Below are 24,240 nucleotides of genomic sequence, written 5' to 3'. Positions count from 1 at the left end.
TTTTCATGTCAAATAAATGGCTAAAACTAACTTTATCTTAAAGAAGTGAAATGCTGCTTTATAGATAACACCTTATTATAGATTAACTCTTTTAGCATAACAGGCTGAATTGAGATAATCGTTTCTCCGAAATTCAGAAAATAGTTCGAAATAAAATCAACCTCTTGCTTATTAAAATAGCCTGTTATCATGTAATTTTCATTTTCTTTTTGTATCTTCATGGAAGGATAATTCTCTTTATCAAAAATGTCTTTTCCTTTTTGATTAACAATGACACTAAAATCAGTTGCATCAGGCTTTCTATGAAAAGTTGTAAGATAACTTAACAATTCTTCAAGATTTTTTGGATTCGTATTGCTTGTTTTCTCAATAGAAAGAATTTTATCACATCTAATGATTTGAACATGATTTGTCTCAAAATTAAAGATTTTAGCATACCACTGGCCAAATTTAGATTCGATTCGAATAAATTGAGCTACCATTACTTTCTCCACATCTTTTTTTAAATATGTTAAATGATAAACTCGCTCAGCAAAAATCCCCTGCAAAATTTCTTTTAAGAACGGACTAAAATTACTATGATTTGTTACTTCAAAAGAAAGTGTTCGTTCCATAATTGAAATATTTTTACTCACATTTTCAGGTAATACATGCTTAAATTTATTTTCAAGCGCAATACTTTCTATATTAAATGGTTTTGTCTTGTATCCATTTAATGTGAGAATCGAAAAGTATAACGCATACATTTCATCCACACTAAAATAAATTGGTGACAACACACTATTTTCTATAATTTTATAACTTCCATTTCTACCTAGTTCAGAATATATTGGTACACCTATTTCTTCCAATGATTGAATATCTCGCAACGCAGTACTTTTAGAAATATCATATCTAACCATTAAATCTTTTAAATTAAAATATCTTTTATTATTTAAGAAAATAAGCATATCATTTATTCGTTCCGTTTTTTTCATATTTCCCTCCTCGAAAGGTGTCATGTATTGAAACCTTTTTAGTCTATATTATAATTATTAACTAATAAAGGAGTTATAAATTTATGACATTAGAAATAGCTATTTTTCTTTCAATGAGTGGGCAAGCAAAGGAGGCAATTCATTTTTATACACGTAATTTAGAAGCCAAAAAGTTAATGATTGTTACGTATGAAGAACTGGCAAAAAGAGATCGTTCTTTTAAAATTACAAATGAAAATAAAGATCATATTGCTCACTCTGTATTACAAATTGGGAATACAAAGCTAATGATAGCAGAAGATACAATGAATCCTAATGAACGTTATAACGTTGGAAATAACATGTCACTTTGCATTCAAAGCGCTAATTTAGAAGAAATAAAAAGGTTTTATAATAATTTAATTTCCGATAAGCATGTAAAAATAATCTCTCCGCTAGAAAAAAATATATTTAGTGAAGCATATGGTATTATTGAAGATCCTTATGGCATACAAATCCAATTAATGTATGACAAACGATTAAAATAAATAATTAGTCATAATCGTACATTCCTAATAAAAAAGACACGAAATTCGTGTCTTTTTTATTTTAAATTGATGACTCTACCCGTTTCACTACTTTCAACCGCTAATTGAATCAGTTTAATAACTTCTAAGCCTTCTTGTGCTGTTACAGGTGGTTTCTCACCATTTACAATGCTATCTTTTACACCTTTATAGTACATGTCGTAGCAACCGACTTCTGTTGGAATACGTACTAACTCTTCTTCTGTTTCTAGAGTAGCAAAATTCTCTTCAATGTCTGCTCCATAACCGTTATCACCTGGCTTCATTCCATTTTTTAATTGCTCTTCCTGTGAATCCATACCGTATTTCACGATAGAACCTTTCTCTCCATGCAGTGTAAAATGTGGACCTGCCTTTTTCACATAACTGCTACTACGTAAAATGACACGTTTAACTCCGTAGTGAAGTACTATGTGGAAATAATCATCCACCTCTGCACCTGGTCGTTGTTTGATTAGATCTGCACTTATCGCATTTGGTTTCCCAAATAATGATAATGCTTGATCAATTAAATGCGATCCTAAATCATACAGTATACCTGATCCTGGTAAATTCTTTTCTCTCCATCGATCACGTACATGTGGACGGAAACGATCAAAATGCGCTTCATATGTGTATAGATTCCCTATTCTATTTTCTCCTAGTAATTTCTTAATCGTTAAGAAATCATTATCAAAACGACGATTATGATATACGCTTAACACTACATTATATTGCTCTGCTAATGAAATAAGCTCTTCTCCTTCTTCAATTGAAACAACAAATGGTTTCTCTACTACAACATGCTTACCGTTTAATATTGCTTCTTTTACATATGGAAAATGAGTTGTATTTGGTGAAGTAATGACGACTAAGTCAATATCAGCTCGCTTCACCAATTCATCAATTGTACGAACGACGTTAGCATTCGGTAATGTTTCTTTTACTACCTCTTCTTTTGAAGATAATACGGCACGAATATCGTATTCTTCTATCGTTTGTAACAACGGGATGTGAAATGTTGTACTAGAAAATCCAAAACCTACAATCCCTACACCTATTTTTTTCATGTTGCCCCTCCATTTATCCCGCTATTTGTGAGCAGTAAGACCCCCACTCATTTAAGTTTCACTTTATGAGAACGATTTCATTCAGTTATTATAACAAGATTATTATTATTTACATAATAAATTGCCTAGAAAAAAGCATCTTGCCATTATTCATGGCAAGATGCTTTTTTTATTCCGGTCGTTTTTTCGTCCACGTTTCAATAACTTCACCAGTATCATTAACATCTAGTACTAAACTACCGTTACTATACCTGTCCTTATTCCGATACGCTTTCGGATCAATTTCTTCTACGATATGTTTCTCTGTCTTCATGTAAACTAGTTCATCGTCTCTAACGATTTCAATACCGACAATGCGGTATGGATTACGTTTTAACTCTTTGAAAATAACAAGACCTCGCTTCGCCCTCGTTGATTTCTCAATTTCTGATGCTTTTAGGCGTTTTACAGCACCGCGCTGCGTTACGAGAATAAGTTGATCTTTTTCACCATTTAATGGTTTACCAGAAGCGACATAGTCATCTTCTTTTAAATTAATTGCTTTCACACCAGCGGCTCTTACACCGACTGGACTTACTTCATCTTCGTGGAAAATAAGTGCATATGCACCGTGTGTAGCAAGAACGATATCACTCGTTCCATCTGTCGCAAATATATCAACAACTTCATCATCTTTTTTCAAGTTTACAGCAACGAACGCTCTTGAATAACGCTGTACTTTATATTGGTTTAATTCTGTCTTCTTAATCATACCATTCTTTGTTACAAATACGATAAATCGCTTTTCTTCCTCAAAGTTCGGTACGACAGTTGCCCAAATAATGGTTTCATCCCGGTCGAGTGAAACGATATTAGCAACATGCTGACCTAAATCTTTCCAACGAATATCTGGCATTTCATATACTGGCAGATATATATAGTTTCCTTTATTCGTAAATAAGAGGACTGTCTCTGTCGTATTCGTATCGAATCGTTCAAGTAAGATGTCACCCTCTTTCATACCGAAGTCTTTGCCATTTGAGGCATTATGTGAGCGCCATCCAGTACGTTTCACATATCCTTCTTTCGTTACAGTAACGATGACATCTTCTTGTGGGATCATCACTTCTACATCGATTTTAATTTCCTCGATTTGATCTTCAATAATCGCGCGTCGATCATCACTATATGTTTTCTTAACTCTCTTTAAATCTGTTTTAATTACTTGAAGTAATCTTTTTTCACTTTGTAAAATTGCCTGTAGCTCAATAATTTTCTTATTAAGCTCATCTGCCTCTTGTTGTAGTGCTGTAATATCTGTATTCGTTAAACGATATAATTGCAAGGATACAATTGCTTCCGCTTGCGCTTCTGTAAATCCAAATTTCGCACTTAAATTATCTTTTGCATTACGCTTATCTTTTGAAGCTCGAATCGTTTCAATAACTTGGTCTAAAATCGATAATGCTTTCTTTAAACCTTCCACAATATGTTGACGATTTTCTGCCTTTCGTAATTCATATTGCGAACGTCTCGTAACAACTTCTTTTTGATGTCCAATATATGCATCTAAAATTTTCGGTAATGTCATAAGCGTTGGACGGCGATTATTAATCGCTACCATATTAAAGTTATATGGTATTTGCAAATCTGTATTTTTATATAAATAATTTAAAATACCTTCAGAATTTGCTTCTTTTTTTAATTCTACGACAATGCGAAGACCTGTACGATCTGTCTCATCACGCACTTCAGCAATGCCATCTAATTTTTTATCTAGACGTAACTCATCCATTTTCTTAACAAGGTTTGCTTTATTTACTTCGTATGGAATTTCAGTAATTACGATTTGCTGTTTCCCACCACGAACCGTTTCAACTTCTGCTTTCCCGCGAATAATAATTTTACCTTTACCTGTTTCATACGCCTTTTTAATACCGTCAATCCCTTGAATAATACCACCTGTTGGGAAATCAGGTCCTTTCATAACTGTTAATAAATCATCAACAGTACTATTCGGTTTATCAATACGCATCATTGTAGCGTCAATAACTTCTCCAAGATGATGCGGAGGAATTTCTGTTGCATAACCAGCGGAAATCCCTGTAGATCCGTTCACTAATAAGTTCGGGAACGCTGCTGGTAAAACAACCGGTTCTTCACTCGTATCATCAAAGTTTGATACGAATTCTACTGTTTCTTTATCAAGATCACGTAATAACTCAGATGCAATTGGTGATAAACGGGCTTCTGTGTAACGCATTGCCGCAGCTGGATCACCATCAACGCTACCGTTATTACCATGCATCTCAACTAAAACATTACGCACTTTCCAAGTTTGACTTAAACGTACCATCGCTTCATATACAGAGGAATCACCGTGCGGATGATAGTTACCAATAACGTTACCGACTGTTTTAGCTGACTTACGGAACGCTTTATCATGTACGTTTCCTTCTACATACATAGAATATAAAATACGTCTTTGTACTGGTTTTAAGCCATCACGAGCATCTGGAAGCGCGCGATCTTGAATAATATATTTACTATAACGTGCAAAGCGGTCACCTAACACGTCTTCAAGCGGGAGGTCATGAAACTTCTCTGCTTGCATGTTATTCCACCTCCGTCTCCATAATCATTTCATTTTCTAAAATATTTCCTTCTTCTTGCATACCGAACTGCACATTACGCTCAATCCATTTACGGCGCGGTTCTACTTTATCACCCATTAACGTTGTTACGCGGCGCTCTGCTCTTGCTGCATCATCAATTTTCACGCGAATTAATGTACGCGTTTCAGGATTCATCGTTGTCTCCCATAATTGATCTGCATTCATTTCACCAAGTCCTTTATAACGCTGTAACATATAGCCTTTTCCGACCTTCTTCGTTACACCGTCTAATTCTTCATCTGACCAAGCGTATTCAATTACTTCACTCCTACCTTTTCCTTTACTTACTTTGTATAAAGGAGGAAGTGCAATAAACACTTTACCAGCTTCAATAAGTGGTTTCATATATCTGTAGAAGAAAGTTAATAACAATACTTGGATATGTGCTCCGTCTGTATCGGCATCGGTCATAATTACAATTTTATCGTAATTAATATCTTCCACATCAAATTCATTTCCTACGCCGCCACCGATAGCATAAATGATTGTATTAATCTCTTCATTTTTAAATATATCAGCAAGCTTTGCTTTTTCTGTATTAATTACTTTACCACGTAATGGTAATACCGCTTGGAAACGTCGATCTCGTCCTTGTTTCGCAGAACCACCGGCAGAGTCACCCTCTACTAGGTACAGTTCATTTTTCTGCGGGTTACGTGATTGTGCGGGTGTTAACTTACCACTTAATGTACCTTCTGATTTCTTTTTCTTTTTACCAGTACGCGCTTCTTCTCTCGCTTTACGAGCGGCTTCACGTGCTTGCGCTGCTTTAATTGCTTTTCTCACAAGAAGTGTAGCTACGTCCGGATTTTCTTCTAAAAAGTAAGCTAAATGCTCTGATACGATAGCATCAATTGAAGAACGCGCTTCACTTGTGCCTAGTTTTCCCTTCGTTTGCCCTTCAAACTGAAGTACTTCTTCTGGTACACGTACAGAAACGATAGCCGCTACACCTTCACGAATATCTGTACCTTCTAAGTTTTTATCTTTTTCTTTTAATAGTGAAACTTTACGAGCATACTCATTAAACACACGCGTCATTGCTGTCTTAAATCCAGCTTCATGTGTTCCACCATCTTTTGTACGTACATTATTTACAAACGATAGAATATTTTCTGAGTAGCCATCGTTAAATTGAAATGCTAGCTCTGCCTCAATTCCATTTTGTTCACCAGAGAAATATACAACTGGATGAATCGAATCTTTCTCTTCGTTTAAGTATGTAACGAAAGCTTCAATTCCTGTTTCATAATGAAACACATCTTCTAAATCATTTCGTTCATCTTTTATTGAGATTTTCATCCCTTTTAATAAAAATGCAGATTCGCGTAATCTTTCACATAAAGTTTCATAGTTATAATTTGTTGTACTGAAAATTGTTGTATCTGGTTTAAAATGCATTGTCGTACCAGATTCTTTCGTCTTTCCGATTTTCTCAAGCGTCGTTACAGGAACACCACCATTTTCAAAGCGTTGTTCATAAATATTTCCGTCACGTTTAATCGTTACAACTAACCATTCTGATAAGGCGTTTACAACTGATGCCCCAACACCGTGTAAACCACCACTCGTTTTGTAACCACCTTGACCAAACTTACCACCGGCATGAAGTACAGTTAAAATAACTTCAGGTGTAGGTTTCCCAAGTTTATGCATTCCCGTAGGCATTCCTCGCCCTTTATCAATAACGCTAATACTATTATCTTTATGTATTACGACAGAAATTTCGTCGCCAAATCCCGCTAACGCTTCATCAACGGAGTTATCTACTATTTCGTATACTAAATGATGCAATCCACGGCTGTCCGTGCTCCCGATATACATACCCGGGCGTTTTCGAACGGCTTCAAGTCCTTCTAACACTTGAATCGCATCTTCATTATATTGGAACTGATGCTTCGCCAAACTCCTTGCCCCTTTCCTAATCCAAAATCAGAACATATGTTTCTATTATAGAATAACGCCTCGACTATAGTTTTGGCAAGTTATCTTATCTCTTTTATATACCATTTTCAATAGAAAAATCCTTGTTTTTTCACAAGGATTCCTCTAGGCTACTATTTCAGAAAAATAATCGTTTGTCAACGAGAAATGGATATGTATGCCAAGATTACATATTCCAAACCTTTATTATGATCCAAATGATCAAGATCCAAAACGGGATTACAAGTAACAATCCCCAAAAACAGCCTTTAAAAAATCTCATGATGAACACCTCGTTCATCGGCCCTACTTATCTATAATAAGGGCTGAAGCAATCTTTCTAACTTTACAATCAATACTATTTTGTCATTGCATGTTCTACTTTTATGCAACGATCCATGATTACAGTATAGTCTTTTTCTTTTAAAAGTTGATATGTATCTTCATCTTGTACTCCTAATTGTGCCCAAAAAACATCTGCATCAATCTCCACAAATTCTTTTGCAACATCCATTAAAAATTCTGAACGGCGGAATACATTTACAATGTCAACATGTTCCTTAATATCTTTTAGTGAAGCAACTGCTTTCTCTCCTAGCACCTCATCTACTGTTGGGTTTACTGGAATAATGCGGTATCCAGCATCTTGCATTGCTTTTGAAACCATATACGATGTACGTTCTGGCTTATCCGATAAACCAACAACCGCAATTGTTTTGCTTTTCTTTAATACTTCACCAATTTCCGTACGAGTTGGGTTTTCAATCATCATAATTAATCCCTCCTATTCCTTTAGTATAGCCGATAAAGAAAGTCTCTTTCAATATGAAAGAGACTTTCTTTTATTCCGATTATTGATTCTTTGTAGCTGAGTTATCTGCTAAAGTAGCTGTTTTCGTCATTTTTTGACCGTTACGATAGAATGTAACTTCCACTTTCTCGCCTACTTTTTTCTTCTCATATAAATATTTACGGAATTGAAGAGCATTCTCTACTTTTTGATTATCTAATGCTACTACAATATCATATTGCTCTAAACCAGCTTTTTCGGCCGGTGATATTGGGTAAATTTTACCTAATACAACACCATTCGTTACTTCTTTCGGTACTTTCAATTGATTTACTGCATAAGCTTGCACATCTTCTAATGAAACAACACCTACTCCAAGGGCTGGACGTTTCACTACTCCGTCTTTTTCAAGTGATTCAATAACTGGCTTTGCGATATTAATTGGAATAGCAAATCCAATTCCTTCAACTTCTTGTTGTGCAATTTTACTTGAATTAATCCCAATTATTTCACCGTTTTGGTTAAATAACGCACCACCACTATTACCAGGATTGATCGCTGCATCTGTTTGAATAACTTGTGCTTGCCAATCTGGACGTTTGTCCCCATCAATATCAACTGGAATTTCACGTTCTTTACTACTGATTATACCTTCCGTTACACTTCCATCAAACCCTAGTGGGTTACCAATCGCAATTGCTTTTTCACCCGCACGGATTTTACTTGAATCACCTAAAGTGGCAACTTTATTTACATTAGATCCATCAATTTCTACAACCGCTAAATCTAACCAAGGGTCTTTCCCTACAAGCTTTGCATCTACTTTTTTACCATCACTTAGTTTTACAGCAAGTTTATTTGCTCCATCTACTACGTGGTTGTTTGTTACAATATATGCTTTATTTCCTGCTTTTTTATAAATCACACCTGACCCTGAACCAGCTTGTTGTTCTTGACCTGTCGGTTGCATTGCAAATGGATCAATGCTTTGTTGCATATTAATAACACCTACAACAACATCTTTCGCGCCTTCAATCATCCCAGGTAAATCAGTCTCATTTTTTGCTTTATTGACAACAGGAACTACAGTACCTTCTACTTTCGAATCTGAACTAAATGATGATACCGCCGCTCCATTATTTTGAGCCCATGGCATATATGGTGCTGCAAAACTAATTGAAACAGCCCCAACTACAGCTCCGACTAAACCTGTGAAAAAATAACCTTTTTTACTTCCTGATTTTCTCACTTCTCTCGTTTCACTATGCTCTTCATTTAAATTTGGTCCGTCGTAATATCCCATGTTTACTTCCCCTCTCTGGTGAATTCGTATTTTCAGTATAGTCACGTTTTGTGTCCTTCTTGTGAACTCATCGTGAAATCCAATTAAAAAAATACTCTTATCTAACATTGTAGACAAGAAATGTATTTTTTGTACATTCTGCCTGCCAAAGAGGATATAAAAATCGACATTTCCCTAGGCTAAAGTACACAATCCGTTACGATTATTCTTCAAACTTATAACCTACTCGAATAACAGTACCAATATGCTTCGCTTTATCTCCTAGCTTATTTCGTAGTTTTTTAATATGAGTATCAACCGTTCGGTCATCACCGTAATAATCATATCCCCATAACTGATCTAATAAATGTTGACGTGATAACACAATTCCTTTGTTCTCCATTAAATAAACGAGAAGTTCAAATTCTTTATGTGTTAATATAATTTCTTCTCCATCTACTAAAACGGTTCTAGATAGACGATTCACTTCTATTCCAGCTAAAGACATAGCATTTTCTTCTGCTACTCCTACCACGCCATCCGCACGTTTCAATAACGTCTTCGCACGAGCTACTAATACTTTCGGGCTAAAAGGTTTTGTTACATACTCATCTGCACCTAATTCGAACCCTAGTAATGTATCATCCTCATCCGAACGTGCTGTTAGCATAATAATTGGTACTGCTGATTCTTTTCTAATTCGTCTACAAACAGACCATCCATCTATTTCTGGTAACATAATATCTAACATAATTAAATCAATTTCATGCTCTGCAAATAATTCTAGCGCTTTTTTTCCGTCTTCTGCTTCGATCACTTCAAAGCCTTCGTTACGAAAATAATCACTAACAATTTCACGTAATCTTCTTTCATCTTCAACAAGTAATACTGTTTTATTCATATCATCTATCCCGCCTTTTTACTCTTTCAATCGAATAATACGTTGATTGGAGCTTCCGCGAAATGGAAGTGTTAAATCTTTTTTCTCGATTTCAAATCTTCCATCGACTAAAACATCCCCATAATGTAACAACTCTATCATATCATTATTTTGAGAACTCTGTATCTCTTCTAACGTATAACCTGTATACATCCATAGATTTTTTTTCAAATCCTTCACAGCTTTTGCTATTTTTTTCACTTCAGCAGCTTGAAAAAATGGATCCCCACCTGAAAATGTTACATCAGTTAATGGATTACTTGCAATCTCTTTCACAATTTCTTCTACTGTCATTTCAGTTCCATTACAAATATTCCACGATTTCGGATTATGGCAACCGAAACAACGATGCGGACAGCCCGCAAAAAACACGACTGTCCGCAACCCTTCTCCATCTACTACACTATCATGAATGATGTTCATCACTTTCATTTATGCTTCACCCGATCCATCTCTTCACTACGTTTCGCACTATTCCACTTCGACATATCTCCTACAAGATAACCTGTTATGCGGCGAATTCTTTCTATATTGGCCTCATCTTCATTTCCGCAGCTTGGACATTCATTTCCGATAACTCCGTGATAACTGCAGCACTTACAACGGTCAACAGGATGATTAATTGAACCGTATCCAACGCCATGTTCTGCCATCGCTTGCACAATTTGTTTTAACGCCTTCTTGTTATGCATAGCTGCTCCGTCTAGTTCAATATACGTAATGTGCCCCCCGTTACATAGAGCATGGAAAGGTCCTTCTAAACGAATTTTATTTATCGCTTGCATGTTATAGTAAACTGGGATATGGAATGAATTCGTATAATAATTATGGTTCGTTATACCGCTAATCACGCCAAATTCTTCCCTATCCTTTTTCACAAACTTCCCCGATAACCCTTCTGCAGGAGTTGCAATGACTGAGAAATTCAGTTCATGTTCTTCTGTCGCTTTATCCATTCTATCTCTCATAAAGGAAATAATTTCATATCCGAGTTTCCATGATTCTTCATCTTCTCCGTGATGCTTTCCTGTTAAAGCTACTAAACACTCCGCAAGACCGATAAAACCAAGACTTAACGTCCCTTGCTTTAAAATCGATGCTACAGAATCTTCAGGCTGTAACTTTTCTCCACCGCGCCATACGCCCTGTGAATATAAAAATCGAAAATCTCTTGCTCGCTTCGTACATTGATACTCAAATCTCTCTAATAATTGCTGGATTCCTACATCTAAGTAATAATTTAACGCTTCAAAAAACGCTTCTTGTGAACCACTAATGAGCGCTAATTTCACTAAGTTAATAGACGTAAAGGATAAATTCCCTCTTCCAATCGCCGTTTCTTCTCCATGTATGTTAGACATAACACGAGTACGACATCCCATGTAACATACTTCACTTTCCGGTCTTCCATCATAATACACAGCATTAAATGGCACATCTAAAAATGAAAAGTTAGGGAATAATCGTTCAGCCGTTGTCTCTAACGCTAATTCAAATAAATCATAGTTCGGATTACTTTCTACAAAGTTCACACCTTTTTTCATTTTAAAAATTTGAATAGGAAAAATTGGTGTTTCCCCTTTACCAAGACCAGCTTGTGTCGCTTTTAAAAGTTGTTTAATTAAAAGTCTTCCTTCTTTCGATGTGTCTGTTCCATAATTAATAGAAATAAACGGTACTTGCCCCCCGCCCCTACTATGCATACTATTTGAATTATGAATGAAAGCTTCACAAGCCTGATACGTATCATTTTCTGTTTCTTTCCACGCAAATTCTTCTATTTGTTCTTTCGTAAGCGGATATGACTGTAATCGTTTCTTATGTCTCTCTACTGTTTTTCTCACATATGGAGCTAAATCAACATCAAAGAGTGCAAACGATTGACCACCGTGCTGCATATTTTGATTCGCTTGAAAAATAATAGATGAAAGAGCTAATGCACTTTTAATGTCTTGCGGTTGTCTCATATGTCCATGTCCGGTATGAAAACCGTTCGCAAGCATTTGCGCTAACGGAATTTGTGAACAAGTCGTCGTTCCTGTCGCATAAAAATCTAAATCATGTGGATATAATATATTTTCATTTATCGCTTTTTTCACTTGATCTGACAATAAATTTTCAACAGCGTAATATTTCGCACTCTCAGATGCGAACGTTCCCATTACTCCCATCGGAGAGCGGCCATCTACATTTGCATTTTCTTGCATTAAATCTTGTTCATTGCCGTGGACTATTGTCTCAAACACTTTCATTAATTCTTCTTCTCCACGTGTATTATTTTGTAACATTTATAACCCTCCACCAATATGTTGTTGTCTTTTGATTAAAATGTTACTACATATAGTCTTAGTGTTTCTGTGAGAAATGTAACATTACTGTGAAATTTTTTTCACGAAATAATGAATTTTTCATTTACAAAAAAGAAATGTGCTCTTTACAAATGTATGGTACAATATACGGGAAAAACTCTTTTTACCCTTTATCAACACATTTGAATAAAGGAGACTGAACTTATGGTTACTACATATCTTTTATTTATCGTTGCCTACTTACTTGGCTCGATTCCATTTGCACTAGTCGTTGGAAAGATTGGTTATGGAATTGACATTCGTGAGCACGGAAGCGGTAATTTAGGCGGAACAAATACATTCCGCACACTAGGGAAAAAAGCAGGTTTTATCGTTACAATTGCTGACATTTTAAAAGGTACATTAGCAACGAGTCTACCGATTATTTTCGCGTTAGACGTTCATCCACTATGGTTCGGATTAGCAGCTGTTCTTGGACATGTGTATCCGATTTTCGCGAAATTCCGTGGTGGTAAAGCAGTTGCAACTTCTGCTGGCGTGCTATTATGCTACTCACCAGTTGTTTTTGCAATATTAGCTGTTGTCTTTTTCAGCCTTTTATTTACAACAAGATACGTATCACTTTCTTCTATGGTAACAGCTGTCGTTGCCGTTATCGCATCAATTGTTAGCGGGGATAAAATCTTCATTATTGCGATGTGTTTATTAGCAGGTATGGTTATTTATAAACACCGTGCAAATATTGGACGAATTATAAATAAAACTGAACCGAAAGCAAACTTTTCAAAAAAGCAAAAATAAGATCGTAACCCACATAACGCAAAAAGAAAACGTGAAGCATATTAATAGCGTCTTTTTGCGTTATTTTTTATACTAAAGAAAAAGCAACATAATTTGGAGGAACTATACATGAATCTTTCCGTAACAAAAGAAGCAGCACAATGGTATAAAAACGAATTAAACTTACAATCGGGTGAAACACTGCGCCTTTTCGTACAATATGGCGGTTGCAGTACTGTGCAAAAAGGACTTTCTTTAGGTATTCGTAAAGATGATCCTGCACATCCTGCTGTTCAAACTCAAGAAGAAGGTATTAACTTCTTTATTGAAGGCGATGATGAGTGGTTCTTCGATGGACATAATTTATCTGTTACATTTAACGACGGTGATGATTTCCCGCAATTTAATTATGAAAAATAAAAAACGTGGCATCTGCCACGCTTTTTTTATTTTTTCTTAATTTCCTCATATTTCGCATACCACTCAGGATAGAACTTTTTAAATGATACGGGCCTGAATCCTTCTTTTTTCGCGCAAATATTTGTCGTACTTGCAGTAATACAAAGATCACCTTCACCATTATAAATTTCATATCCATATACAACGCGAAGCGGGCTCACAGTGTCCACCCACGTTTTCACAATTGCTTTTTCACCGTAACGCATCGCTTTACGGTATGAAATTTGCAAGTCTAACACAGGAGAAATAATCCCCTCTTTCTCCATTTCAACATAGGAAAATCCTAAATCTTGTATAAGTTTTGTACGGCCTAATTCAAGCCACACTAAATAGTTTGAATGGTAAACAACACCCATTTGATCTGTTTCCGCATAACGGATTTCAACTTCATGTTCTGCTACAAACATATGTATTCGCCTTCTTTCACTTCTGCTACCTTGCATACATTTAATCATAATACAGTGACATCAAAAATAAAATAAAAACAGTGAATCTTTTCCCGAAAGGAGCAAACATATGATTCAAATTGTAACGGTTCGGAGCGGTGATAGCGTATATAGCTTGGCATCTAAATATGGGTCAACACCTGACGAGATAGTAAAAGACAATGGGCTCAATCCAGCTGAAACACTCGTTGTTGGTCAGGCACTAATTGTGAATACGAAAGGAAATAATTATTATGTACAGCCTGGCGACAGCTTATATCGAATCTCTCAAACATATAACGTTCCTCTCGCTAGTTTAGCTAAAGTGAATAACTTATCTTTAAAATCCATTCTCCACGTTGGACAGCAATTATATATACCGAAAGGGACGCAACGTGCAGTAGAATCCATCGCCTATTTACAACCTTCCACTATACCCATTAAAGAAAGTTTAGTTAATGCTACACGTGCTATTAATCCATTTTTAACATACTTAGCTTACTTCAGCTTCGAGGCAAAAAGAGATGGTACGTTAAAAGAACCAACTGAAACAGCTAAAATCGCTAATATTGCAACGCAAGGTAATACCATCCCTATGCTCGTTATTACGAACATCGAAAACGGAAATTTCAGTGCCGATCTGACATCAGTTATTTTACGGGACGCAACAATCCAAAACAAATTTATTACAAATATTTTGCAAACTGCTGAGAAGTACGGTATGCGAGATATTCATTTTGATTTTGAGAGTGTTGCACCCGAAGATCGCGAAGCGTATAATCGTTTTTTACGAAATGTGAAAACACGCTTACCTAACGGATACACATTAAGTACAACGCTTGTACCGAAAACAAGTTCCAATCAAAAGGGAAAATTCTTCGAAGCTCACGATTATAAAGCACAAGGACAAATTGTTGATTTCGTCGTCATTATGACATATGACTGGGGATGGCAGGGCGGACCACCGATGGCAATCTCTCCTATCGGTCCTGTAAAAGAAGTACTTCAATACGCAAAATCTCAAATGCCTCCTCAAAAAATTATGATGGGGCAAAATTTATACGGATTCGATTGGAAACTTCCGTTCAAACAAGGAAACCCACCAGCAAAAGCAATTAGCTCTGTCGCAGCTGTTGCACTAGCTCGTAAATACAATGTTCCGATCCGTTATGATTTCACAGCTCAGGCTCCTCATTTCAATTATTTCGATGAAAATGGTGTACAACACGAAGTTTGGTTTGAAGATTCACGGTCTGTTCAAAGTAAGTTCAATTTAATGAAAGAACAAGGTATTGGCGGTATTAGCTACTGGAAGATCGGTTTACCATTCCCACAAAATTGGCGTTTACTCGTTGAAAACTTTACGATTACGAAAAAGGGCTGACAAAAGTCAGCCCTTTTTGTACATTCTGTTAAGATTCATCTTTGATTTCACTTTTTAATGAGTCAATACTTTCTAAACGTCTTTGATTTTTTGCTTCAATAGCAGAACGATCTTTTTCATTAGAAAGTTCCGCTGTTTCTTTTGCTTCATTAAAGTTATCAATTGTATTTTGCACCATTTCTTGTAACTTTTCAGCGTTATCACTTCGATTATCTGGATTTGGCATGTACTTCCCTCCTAATATTGTATATACACACCATCTTAAGTTACCTATCTTCCCTCAAATTTATACATAAAAAAGGAGAATACAATATTCTCCTTTTCTTTAACCGTTATCAACAATCGGTTGTTTACCCGTTTGGTCTTGCATTTGCTTTCCTTTATTGCCACCAGCTTTTTTTGATTGTGTTCCAATATGATTCGGTGCAAAGTCTTTTGAATTCTTTTTCGGATTACCCATTACTATCGCCTCCTTAACAGTAGTATCGTACTAGTGTTAAGAATTATTCAGCTTGCTTAAAAAGTTTCATTTCATAACGTTTTTCAATACGCTCTTCAATGCGATCGATTGCATCGCGATCGCTTAATAATTGTTGTTTATTTTCTTTCACAAGCTCGTCAAACGATTTACGGCGACTTCTTCTCATGCTGTTCACCCTCTCTCCTTCGCATTCTTACTATACATAGTATGAGCAAAGCAAAAACTCTTTAATCAGATTTGCAAGAAAATTTTATTTTTTAGTACTCCTAAAAAACTCTGTGTACAATAAATTGCAACACTCACGAAATCTGGACACATATCAAAACACCTAAACCATCCGCTGCAATTCACTTGGTACTTTTGACATATTCCCAGAATGGTATCCTTCTTTATATATAACGATAAGTTTGATTAATCCATATCTTAATTCGAAAAATATTTTAACTTCCAAGCAAATGTCCCTAGACTAAAATTGGCTTTAGTTGTATTATCCTTTATCGTATACAATCCACTCCTTTTTCATATATTAATTTAGTTCGTGCATTACGTATTACTTCTTTAGTACGAGCTATACGTAACTTAGTGTCTTCTCCCCCCAATTTTTACCTCATAAATTTTTTTAGACATATTTTTATAAAGTGTTCAAAATACAACAGATCGGCTATTTCTGTTTATTGAACACATGAAATATGCAAACTATAATAACAATATAAATAACCAACACTATGTTGATTAAAAAATAGGAGGCACTAAAATGAAAAACCAAGTATCAATAGTAGTTGAACATGAATTGAATAACGTAACACCAGAAATGATTGACTGGTGGTGGGACAATATTGATAACTCTGAACGATATAAACTATGGCACCCAGAAGAACATGTTGATTTTAAATGGTTAGTTGATCCTAAAGTACATGGGCATGTAGGAGCGATATCAGCTTCAATTGAATCTGCTGGGGGCGGACTAGAATTTCCGCTAAGAATTAGATGGGAAGATCCTAAAAATTGTCCTATAAGTACACATTACAGCCATGTTTTAATGGGTTCATGTTTAGATGATAATGACGATGTAATTTCGCAAGTAATACATCAATATGAAAAATCCGATAACGGTACAGTAATGACTTCTACATTCATTTTCCCGAAAGGATTACCACCATTTATTAATCTAAGTGGTTTATATAAACATAACGTAGAAGAAATGAGTGAGTTCAGTAACTTTTTACCAGAACTTTTCAAAGAAAATTTGTAAGGTAACGAAACAAATTTTCTTTGAATAAGTGACTAACTAAAAAACAAATTAGCCCCCATCATTTTAGATATGCCTAAAATGATGGGGGCTTTCCTTATCAAACCAATCACAATATTTCTTCTCAGCAATGCACTCTGCCCTTCAACTGAAAAACACCTCCGTCAAATTTACATACTTAGTATGCGAATTCAGGAGATGTTTTTGCTATACCTCGATTCGGGTTCACTTCAAAATAGCACACGGAGTTTTTATACCATAACGTTTAAATACTCTTTTAATTTCTCTTCTGCATTCACTTCACTTTCTTGATATTCACGCAACGCTTGCAGTATGAAATCATACTGTTCTAAAATATAACTTTCTAATTTTAGGACATCCTCTAAGCTATTAAGCATAATTCTCGTATTACCAACTTCACTTTTTAACGCCGGTTCACATACTAAACTCGTACATATTTCTTTCACATCATCTTCTAATATGTCTGTTAATACGTATTTCTTTCGCCCTTTCACTTTTACCCTCATCACTGGATAAAACGCTTTTATATCTAAATAGCTTCCCACATTCATACAACGTACCCATTCAATATCACGTTTATTTCGTACAAGTATCCCTTTTACTGCTTCATATACTGCGGTTTCATCAAGTACTTCTGTATTTAATTTCCTTTTCGCCTCTTCTTCAATAAAGGCGCATTTTTGATAAACTGCTGCACAAGTAATACAATCATCAAATGCATTATGAGAACTTAAACGAATTCCAAGCATTCGCTTTAACGTTTCAAGTTTATGATTAGGCGCGTGCTTCATATATTTCTTTGCTAGAAACACAGTATCAATCACTTTATTTTGTGGTTCCGGTAAACCAAGCATATTCACATTACTTTTCAAAAAGCGCATATCAAAAGATGCATTATGAGCGACAATTACATTTGTATGTAAAAATGCTAAAAATAAAGGTAACACTTCTTCAATCGTCGGTGCATCCGAAACACGATAATTTGTAATACCTGTTAAACTTGTTATTCGGTCCGGAATTGGACGCTCCGGATTCACATAGGAAACAAATTGATCTACTAGTTCATGATTACGATATTTCACTGCTGCCACTTGAATGATCTTATCATTATATGGATTAAATCCTGTTGTTTCAAAGTCAATTACAACATAATCTAACGGTAAGGATATATTCCCCACTCCAAATACACTCCTTTATCTTTCAACGTTTATATTTCTTTTATCATACCATGCAGTTATCACTACGTGAAAAAGAAAAGGCAGAAATGATTATATTTCATCTCTACCTTTTCACTGTTATTTTAATTTGGCAATCCGTTTCTCCATCTCTTTTTGCGTCATCGGCCCAATAAACTTATCTTGAATGACACCTTTTGTATCTATAAAATACGAAGTTGGGATCGTAATGACTTTATACGCTGTTGTTACATCAATGTTCTTATCCAATAAAATAGGAAAAGTAATTCCTTTTTCCTTAGCAAAATTACTTACCTTTTCTATCCCCCCGCCTTTTTCTGAAGGCGTATAATTTATTGCTAAAATTTCTACATTTTCTTTATGTTCTTTATAGAAAGCCTCCATATCTGGCATTTCTTGCTGGCAAGGCCCACACCACGTTGCCCAAAAGTTTAAAATCACTTTCTTTCCTTTTAAATCCGATAACTTTACATTCGTTCCATCTAACTTCGTTAATTCAAAGTCTAGCGCACTCTTTCCTATTTCAATACCATTATTTGCAATCATTTCTTTCATAGCAGCTTCACTTTTTTCCTGCTTCCCTTGTACTACTTGATCTTTCTTACCAAACTGTTCATAAGCTGCATATCCCGCTAAACAAAGTAACACTACAATAATCGTAAGCTTCCGCCACATGTTATATCACCCTAACGTGTTTATCTTCTTATAACTTAATCACTCAAATACTATATACCTTATTTTAGCTTATACGGACAAGCTTGGAAATATTCACAGCCCGAATAATTAGAATATTCTTATTTAAAGTGTATTTTTTTCCTTTTTATCATATAATTAGACACACAAATAAAGTGTTGTTTATCTTCTTATGGGACCATTCACCTTTTTACTTTCGTAGTTATATAAACTTCAACAAAAGGGGGATTTATTATGAATTCATTCGAAAAAATAACATTATATATTCTTAGTTTTCTTTTATACCCAATCGGTATTATTACATGGATCATTTCACTCTTTAGTAACGATCTTGAAAAAAAGAAAGTAGGGCGTATTTGTCTCTACGTTTCTCTAGTCTCATTCGTCCTTTTCTTAATTCTTGGAATTGTAGCTTTCCTTATGACTGCTACTTTTAACGTCGATCTGAATCATTCAGAATCTATCGAGTATCAAATAAATGACGCTGAATAAAGATAAGAGCATTGCTCTTATCTTTATTCACATCTCTTAAAAAATGAATGACTATTTATTAATTTTTGAGGACTTCCACATGCTACAATACTTCCTTCTTTCATGATGACAACGCGATCTGCTAGTATTACTTTCTCTACATCATGTGTCGCTACAATTCTCGTTACATCGCTTCCTAGCCCTTCTATCATATTCCAAACAACTTCTTGATTGCTCGGATCTAATCCAGCAGTCGGTTCATCTAAAATAATAAGATTTGGATTTGAAACAATTGCTCGCAATAATGCAAGGCGTTTTCTTTCTCCTCCTGAAAACTCTTCACCGCTTTTATGTAGTACAGTTTGAAGACTTTCCGGTAACCCCCTAATAATTGGCGTTACATTTACAAGTCCAGCATTTTTTTCTAACTCGTTTTCTAAGTCCTCTTCCTCAAAATACATATTCTCTTTTACTGTCGTCCGAAAGAAGCGCGGTTCTTGCCACACTGTAGTCAATCGAGCCTCATTTCCATAATAAGCAACGCTACCGTTAGATGGTTTATACAAGCCTGCCATTAATTTTAAAAGCGTTGTTTTTCCTGCACCACTTTCTCCGACAATGATAACGAATTCACCAGGATTAATTTGCAAATCAATATTATGAATTCTATATTTTTCTTCTACACTCTCCTGAAATGAAACATTTGTTATCGCCATCCCCATCGCTCTTTCTACATTGCTATCTGCCACTCTTTTATCTAAAAAAGAAAAAACTCTATTTGCCGAAGCGGTTGCAACTTGTGTCATCATTAATACATCGCCCACGTAACGGACTGGGAAAAAGAGCATTTCAATTGTAGCTAACACTGCAACAAGTGAACCAACTTCTATTTCCCCCTTCATTATTTTTTGCGCGCCTACAATGAGAACAACGATATACGCTCCTGTTTCAATAACTGTTCCAACCACTCCAATGCAGTGTTGCATCATCGTCTTCTTTACTTCTGTTTTATAAGATTGCGCCGTTACTCCTTTAAATAAGCGAATAGCCCATTTTTCTTTTTGCAAACTACGTAAATCTTGTGCACCTTTTACAAACTGTGAAACCATCTCTACAACACTTGATTGATTTTTTTGAGCAATGCTTGCGATATTTCTTACCTTCTTCCCTAAAAGCATTGGAATCGTTGCACTAAAAAATAAAAACGGAGTTATCCACCAGATAAACTGTGTATCTATATGTTGCAGCGCTATGATCGCACCGATAAATTGCGCAACGGCGTGTATATATTCTATTAATATAGAACCATATAATCTGACCCAGTTTGGAATATCAGACACGACTAACGTTTCTAACTCTCCTTGTTTGATTTTCTCACTCTCTTCAAACGGTAATAGGAAAAAATGGCGTAATACATCTAAACGCTTCTCTCGTAATATTCGCTGACTTGCTTTTGAGCTTACATAATCGAATGAAAGATTGTTTATCCACATCATCAAGCGGCTACCCGCAAACAATGCGATGTACAAATACGCACCTTTTAATTCCCGTTGAATAAGGTTATCTATCATTAGTCCCATAAATATTGGACGAGATAAATTTAAAATAGCTGAAAAAAGCCCGCTGCATACAGCTGCTATTACTAATATTTTTTCTTTCTGTAACGGTAATAAAATTCTTTTATATTCTTTCATGACGTTTCCTCCATTTTTTTATAGTAAAAAGAAAGGGATGAAATCATTTGATTTCATCCCTTTCCATAAAATAAGGAAGCTAACAGTTGTTAGCTTCCTTATCGCTCATTTCAATTATTTAGTTCGACACTTTTGACTCTTCAATTTTCTCACGAAGAACCATTTGCAGAATACCACCGTGACGGTAGTAGTCAATTTCTACTTCACTATCGAAACGAGCTACTACTTCAAATTGTTTTTCATTGCCATCTGCATCAGTTGCAACTACTTTTACAAGATCACGCGGTCTAACTGTTTTGTCAATTTGAATTTCAAATGACTCATTTCCAACAAGACCTAACGTTTCAGCACTTTCGCCATCTTTAAATTGAAGTGGTAATACACCCATTAATACTAAGTTACTGCGGTGAATACGTTCGAAGCTTTCTGCGATTACTGCTTTAATACCTAATAAGTTTGTACCTTTTGCAGCCCAGTCACGAGAACTTCCCATACCGTAATCTTTACCAGCAACAACTAGAAGGCCTGTGCCATCTTCTTTATATTTCATAGCAGCATCATAGATTGATGTTACTTCACCAGTTGGCCAGTATGTTGTATATCCGCCTTCTGTGCCTGGTGCAATTTGGTTTTTAATACGGATGTTCGCGAATGTACCACGCATCATAACTTCATGGTTACCACGACGAGAACCGTAAGAGTTAAAGTCAACTGGTTGTACGCCGTTTTCTAATAAGTAGCGTCCAGCTGGTGTATGCTTACCGATTGAACCTGCTGGTGAAATGTGGTCTGTCGTTACAGAGTCACCAAATTTACCAACTACGCGTAAGCCTGATAACGTTTCAACTTCACCTGGTTCTTTAGATAAGCCTTCAAAGAATGGTGGATTTTGAATGTATGTTGAATCATTATCCCAAGTATATAACGCTTCGTTTGAAGTTTGGATTTCATTCCAACGCTCATTGCTATTAAATACTTGTGCATATTCTTTCTTGAACAGTTCAGATGTAACAACACTTTGGACTACATCTTCAATTTCTTGAGCTGATGGCCAAATGTCATTGAAGTAAACAGCATTGCCATTTGCATCTTTACCAATTTCATCATTTTTCAGGTCAATATCAACAGTACCTGCAAGTGCATATGCCACAACAAGTGGTGGTGATGCTAAGTAGTTTGCTTTTACAAGTGGATGAATACGACCTTCAAAGTTACGGTTACCAGATAAAACAGATGTTACTAATAAGTCATTTGCTGCGATTGCTTCTTCTAATTCTGGCGCTAATGGACCAGAGTTACCGATACAAGTCGTACAGCCGTAACCAACTGTTTGGAAACCTAATTGATCTAAATATGTTGTTAAACCAGACTTATCTAAGTACTCTGTAACAACTTTAGATCCTGGTGCTAATGATGTTTTTACGTACTCAGGTACTACAAGTCCTTTTTCAATTGCTTTCTTCGCAACTAGACCTGCTCCAATTAATACGTATGGGTTTGATGTATTTGTACAGCTTGTAATTGCAGCGATTGCAATTGCACCTGTTTTCATCGTTACTTCTTTATCTTCTAATGTAACCTTCACTTCTTTATCGAACTCTTGCTCATTAAATCCAAGTCCTTGTGTTCCAACTGGTGCTACAACAGCTTTGTGGAACGCATCTTTCATATCTGAAAGTGGAATTAAATCTTGTGGGCGTTTCGGTCCAGAAAGGTTAGATTCAATTGTATTTAAATCAATTTCAACAAGATCAGTGTAAATTGGATCTTTGCTGTCTGCTGTATAGAATAAGCCGTTCGCTTTACAGTATTCTTCAACAACGCGAATTTGTTCTTCATCTCTACCTGTTAAACGTAAGTATTCTAATGAAATATCATCGATTGGGAAGAATCCACAAGTTGCGCCATATTCTGGTGCCATGTTTGAAATTGTTGCACGGTCAGCTAAAGGCATGCTCTTTAGTCCATTACCGAAGAACTCAACGAATTTACCAACTACACCTTTTTGACGTAATACTTGTGTTACTTTTAATGCAACGTCAGTTGCTGTAGTACCACTTGGAAGTGTACCAGTTAATTTCACACCGATTACTTCAGGTACTGGGAAGTATGAAGGCTGTCCAAGCATTCCTGCTTCTGCTTCAATACCACCAACGCCCCAACCAAGAACGCCGATACCGTTAATCATTGTTGTATGTGAGTCTGTTCCAACTAATGAATCTGGGTATGCAATTAAGTCACCTTCAGCATTTTTCACAGCGTGAACAACTGGTGCTAAATATTCAAGGTTTACTTGGTGTACAATACCTGTAGCTGGTGGAACTGCACGATAGTTATCAAATGATTTTTGTGCCCAGCTTAAAAATTTATAACGTTCTTCATTACGTTTAAACTCTAAGTCCATGTTGAATGCAAGCGCGTCTGCCGTACCCGCTCTATCAACCTGTACAGAGTGATCAATTACAAGGTCTACAGTAATTTCCGGATTAATTTTATCAGGATCCCCACCCATGTCTGCCATTGCTTTACGAAGCGAAGCCAAATCAACAACAGCTGGAACACCAGTGAAATCTTGTAAAATTACACGAGATGGTTTAAATGGAACATCGATATCTTGCACATCTTTCGTTCCCCATTTCGCTAAATTTGTAACATGCTCTTCTGTGATTACACGTCCGTCTACTTGACGAAGTACTGATTCAAGTAAAACTTTCACGGAATATGGTAATTGAGATACGTTGCCAACCCCTGCGTTTTCAAGCGCTTTCAAATCATAATAATGATACGTTTTTCCATCTACTTCAAAAGTTGCGCGTGATTGAAATGGATTATGTTTGACCATTATGTTTCCCCCCTGTTAAACGTGACTAAGTTGTCTGAATATAAAATGTAGACAA

23 protein-coding genes are annotated in these 24,240 nt (G+C 35.8%); 6 read left to right on the top strand and 17 right to left on the bottom strand.

Translation table 11 applies throughout. The features are described 5' to 3' along the window. Positions 1-32: 32 nt before the first annotated feature. Positions 33-1,001: a helix-turn-helix transcriptional regulator gene (locus AC0NJG_RS11975; RefSeq protein ID WP_087954632.1), complete on the bottom strand. Its 969-nt coding sequence runs from the start codon at positions 999-1,001 to the stop codon at positions 33-35. A 59-nt stretch (positions 1,002-1,060) separates the two neighbouring features. On the opposite strand from AC0NJG_RS11975, the gene AC0NJG_RS11970 reads away from it, so the two are divergent. Next, complete coding sequence (locus AC0NJG_RS11970; RefSeq protein WP_087954631.1) at positions 1,061-1,504, top strand: VOC family protein; 444 nt, start codon at positions 1,061-1,063, stop codon at positions 1,502-1,504. A 56-nt stretch (positions 1,505-1,560) separates the two neighbouring features. Here the strand turns inward: AC0NJG_RS11970 and AC0NJG_RS11965 are convergent, their stop codons facing one another. The 8 genes from AC0NJG_RS11965 to AC0NJG_RS11930 all read right to left on the bottom strand — a co-directional run bounded on the left by AC0NJG_RS11965 (position 1,561) and on the right by AC0NJG_RS11930 (position 12,469). Continuing rightward, on the bottom strand, positions 1,561-2,592 hold the full coding sequence (locus AC0NJG_RS11965; RefSeq protein WP_474063090.1) for an oxidoreductase: 1,032 nt from the start codon (positions 2,590-2,592) through the stop codon (positions 1,561-1,563). 169 nt (positions 2,593-2,761) lie between these two features. Beyond that, entirely contained in the window at positions 2,762-5,185 is a 2,424-nt protein-coding gene (gene parC, locus AC0NJG_RS11960) for a DNA topoisomerase IV subunit A (protein ID WP_087954629.1), read from the bottom strand. A gap of 1 nt (position 5,186) precedes the next feature. After that, positions 5,187-7,151, bottom strand: coding sequence for a DNA topoisomerase IV subunit B (gene parE / locus AC0NJG_RS11955; RefSeq protein ID WP_087954628.1), 1,965 nt, complete (start codon positions 7,149-7,151; stop codon positions 5,187-5,189). A 376-nt stretch (positions 7,152-7,527) separates the two neighbouring features. Further along, the gene (locus tag AC0NJG_RS11950) at positions 7,528-7,941 is read right to left on the bottom strand and encodes a CoA-binding protein (RefSeq protein WP_000972424.1); all 414 of its coding nucleotides are present in this window, start codon (positions 7,939-7,941) and stop codon (positions 7,528-7,530) included. Positions 7,942-8,020: 79 nt separating this feature from the next. Continuing rightward, positions 8,021-9,262: a S1C family serine protease gene (locus AC0NJG_RS11945; RefSeq protein ID WP_087954627.1), complete on the bottom strand. Its 1,242-nt coding sequence runs from the start codon at positions 9,260-9,262 to the stop codon at positions 8,021-8,023. Between the two features lie 202 nt (positions 9,263-9,464). After that, positions 9,465-10,142: a response regulator transcription factor gene (locus AC0NJG_RS11940; protein ID WP_001044683.1), complete on the bottom strand. Its 678-nt coding sequence runs from the start codon at positions 10,140-10,142 to the stop codon at positions 9,465-9,467. 18 nt (positions 10,143-10,160) lie between these two features. Next, positions 10,161-10,613: an anaerobic ribonucleoside-triphosphate reductase activating protein gene (gene nrdG / locus AC0NJG_RS11935; RefSeq protein WP_087954626.1), complete on the bottom strand. Its 453-nt coding sequence runs from the start codon at positions 10,611-10,613 to the stop codon at positions 10,161-10,163. Beyond that, positions 10,610-12,469 carry an anaerobic ribonucleoside triphosphate reductase gene (locus tag AC0NJG_RS11930; RefSeq protein ID WP_474063089.1) on the bottom strand — a complete coding sequence of 620 codons (1,860 nt, stop codon included), beginning with the start codon at positions 12,467-12,469 and terminating at the stop codon, positions 10,610-10,612. Before AC0NJG_RS11930 ends, nrdG begins: the two co-directional genes overlap by 4 nt. Positions 12,470-12,694: 225 nt before the next feature. On the opposite strand from AC0NJG_RS11930, the gene plsY reads away from it, so the two are divergent. Further along, complete coding sequence (gene plsY, locus AC0NJG_RS11925; protein ID WP_000258966.1) at positions 12,695-13,291, top strand: glycerol-3-phosphate 1-O-acyltransferase PlsY; 597 nt, start codon at positions 12,695-12,697, stop codon at positions 13,289-13,291. Positions 13,292-13,399: 108 nt separating this feature from the next. Next, complete coding sequence (locus AC0NJG_RS11920) at positions 13,400-13,690, top strand: HesB/YadR/YfhF family protein (protein ID WP_001054449.1); 291 nt, start codon at positions 13,400-13,402, stop codon at positions 13,688-13,690. A 26-nt stretch (positions 13,691-13,716) separates the two neighbouring features. Here AC0NJG_RS11920 and AC0NJG_RS11915 read toward each other — a convergent pair whose 3' ends face one another. Next, entirely contained in the window at positions 13,717-14,136 is a 420-nt protein-coding gene (locus tag AC0NJG_RS11915) for an acyl-CoA thioesterase (RefSeq protein WP_087954624.1), read from the bottom strand. 109 nt (positions 14,137-14,245) lie between these two features. Here AC0NJG_RS11915 and AC0NJG_RS11910 point away from each other — a divergent pair, with 109 nt between their 5' ends. After that, complete coding sequence (locus tag AC0NJG_RS11910) at positions 14,246-15,538, top strand: glycoside hydrolase family 18 protein (protein ID WP_087954623.1); 1,293 nt, start codon at positions 14,246-14,248, stop codon at positions 15,536-15,538. Positions 15,539-15,566: 28 nt separating this feature from the next. Here AC0NJG_RS11910 and tlp read toward each other — a convergent pair whose 3' ends face one another. The 3 genes from tlp to AC0NJG_RS11895 all read right to left on the bottom strand — a co-directional run bounded on the left by tlp (position 15,567) and on the right by AC0NJG_RS11895 (position 16,185). Next, on the bottom strand, positions 15,567-15,764 hold the full coding sequence (gene tlp / locus AC0NJG_RS11905) for a small acid-soluble spore protein Tlp (RefSeq protein WP_001133509.1): 198 nt from the start codon (positions 15,762-15,764) through the stop codon (positions 15,567-15,569). 99 nt (positions 15,765-15,863) lie between these two features. Next, positions 15,864-15,998 carry an acid-soluble spore protein SspN gene (sspN, locus tag AC0NJG_RS11900; RefSeq protein ID WP_000527987.1) on the bottom strand — a complete coding sequence of 45 codons (135 nt, stop codon included), beginning with the start codon at positions 15,996-15,998 and terminating at the stop codon, positions 15,864-15,866. 43 nt (positions 15,999-16,041) lie between these two features. Continuing rightward, positions 16,042-16,185, bottom strand: coding sequence for an FbpB family small basic protein (locus AC0NJG_RS11895; RefSeq protein ID WP_001254697.1), 144 nt, complete (start codon positions 16,183-16,185; stop codon positions 16,042-16,044). A 588-nt stretch (positions 16,186-16,773) separates the two neighbouring features. On the opposite strand from AC0NJG_RS11895, the gene AC0NJG_RS11890 reads away from it, so the two are divergent. After that, positions 16,774-17,271 (top strand): DAPG hydrolase family protein, encoded by a 498-nt coding sequence (locus tag AC0NJG_RS11890; protein WP_087954622.1) that lies wholly within the window; start codon positions 16,774-16,776, stop codon positions 17,269-17,271. A gap of 248 nt (positions 17,272-17,519) precedes the next feature. Here AC0NJG_RS11890 and AC0NJG_RS11885 read toward each other — a convergent pair whose 3' ends face one another. Beyond that, complete coding sequence (locus AC0NJG_RS11885; protein WP_087997373.1) at positions 17,520-18,467, bottom strand: 3'-5' exonuclease; 948 nt, start codon at positions 18,465-18,467, stop codon at positions 17,520-17,522. Positions 18,468-18,584: 117 nt separating this feature from the next. Then, positions 18,585-19,160 (bottom strand): TlpA disulfide reductase family protein, encoded by a 576-nt coding sequence (locus AC0NJG_RS11880; protein ID WP_474063088.1) that lies wholly within the window; start codon positions 19,158-19,160, stop codon positions 18,585-18,587. Between the two features lie 252 nt (positions 19,161-19,412). On the opposite strand from AC0NJG_RS11880, the gene AC0NJG_RS11875 reads away from it, so the two are divergent. Then, positions 19,413-19,670, top strand: coding sequence for a hypothetical protein (locus AC0NJG_RS11875; RefSeq protein WP_474063087.1), 258 nt, complete (start codon positions 19,413-19,415; stop codon positions 19,668-19,670). 23 nt (positions 19,671-19,693) lie between these two features. Here AC0NJG_RS11875 and AC0NJG_RS11870 read toward each other — a convergent pair whose 3' ends face one another. Both AC0NJG_RS11870 and acnA read right to left on the bottom strand, forming a co-directional pair. Next, positions 19,694-21,343 (bottom strand): ABC transporter ATP-binding protein, encoded by a 1,650-nt coding sequence (locus tag AC0NJG_RS11870; RefSeq protein ID WP_474063086.1) that lies wholly within the window; start codon positions 21,341-21,343, stop codon positions 19,694-19,696. A gap of 118 nt (positions 21,344-21,461) precedes the next feature. After that, positions 21,462-24,185, bottom strand: coding sequence for an aconitate hydratase AcnA (acnA, locus tag AC0NJG_RS11865; protein WP_087954617.1), 2,724 nt, complete (start codon positions 24,183-24,185; stop codon positions 21,462-21,464). Between the last annotated feature and the right edge of the window lie 55 nt (positions 24,186-24,240).

Source organism: Bacillus sp. SSR7, from assembly GCF_055902415.1.
Note: the sequence above shows the minus strand (reverse complement) of the source record. Positions and strands in the feature narration are given on the sequence as shown.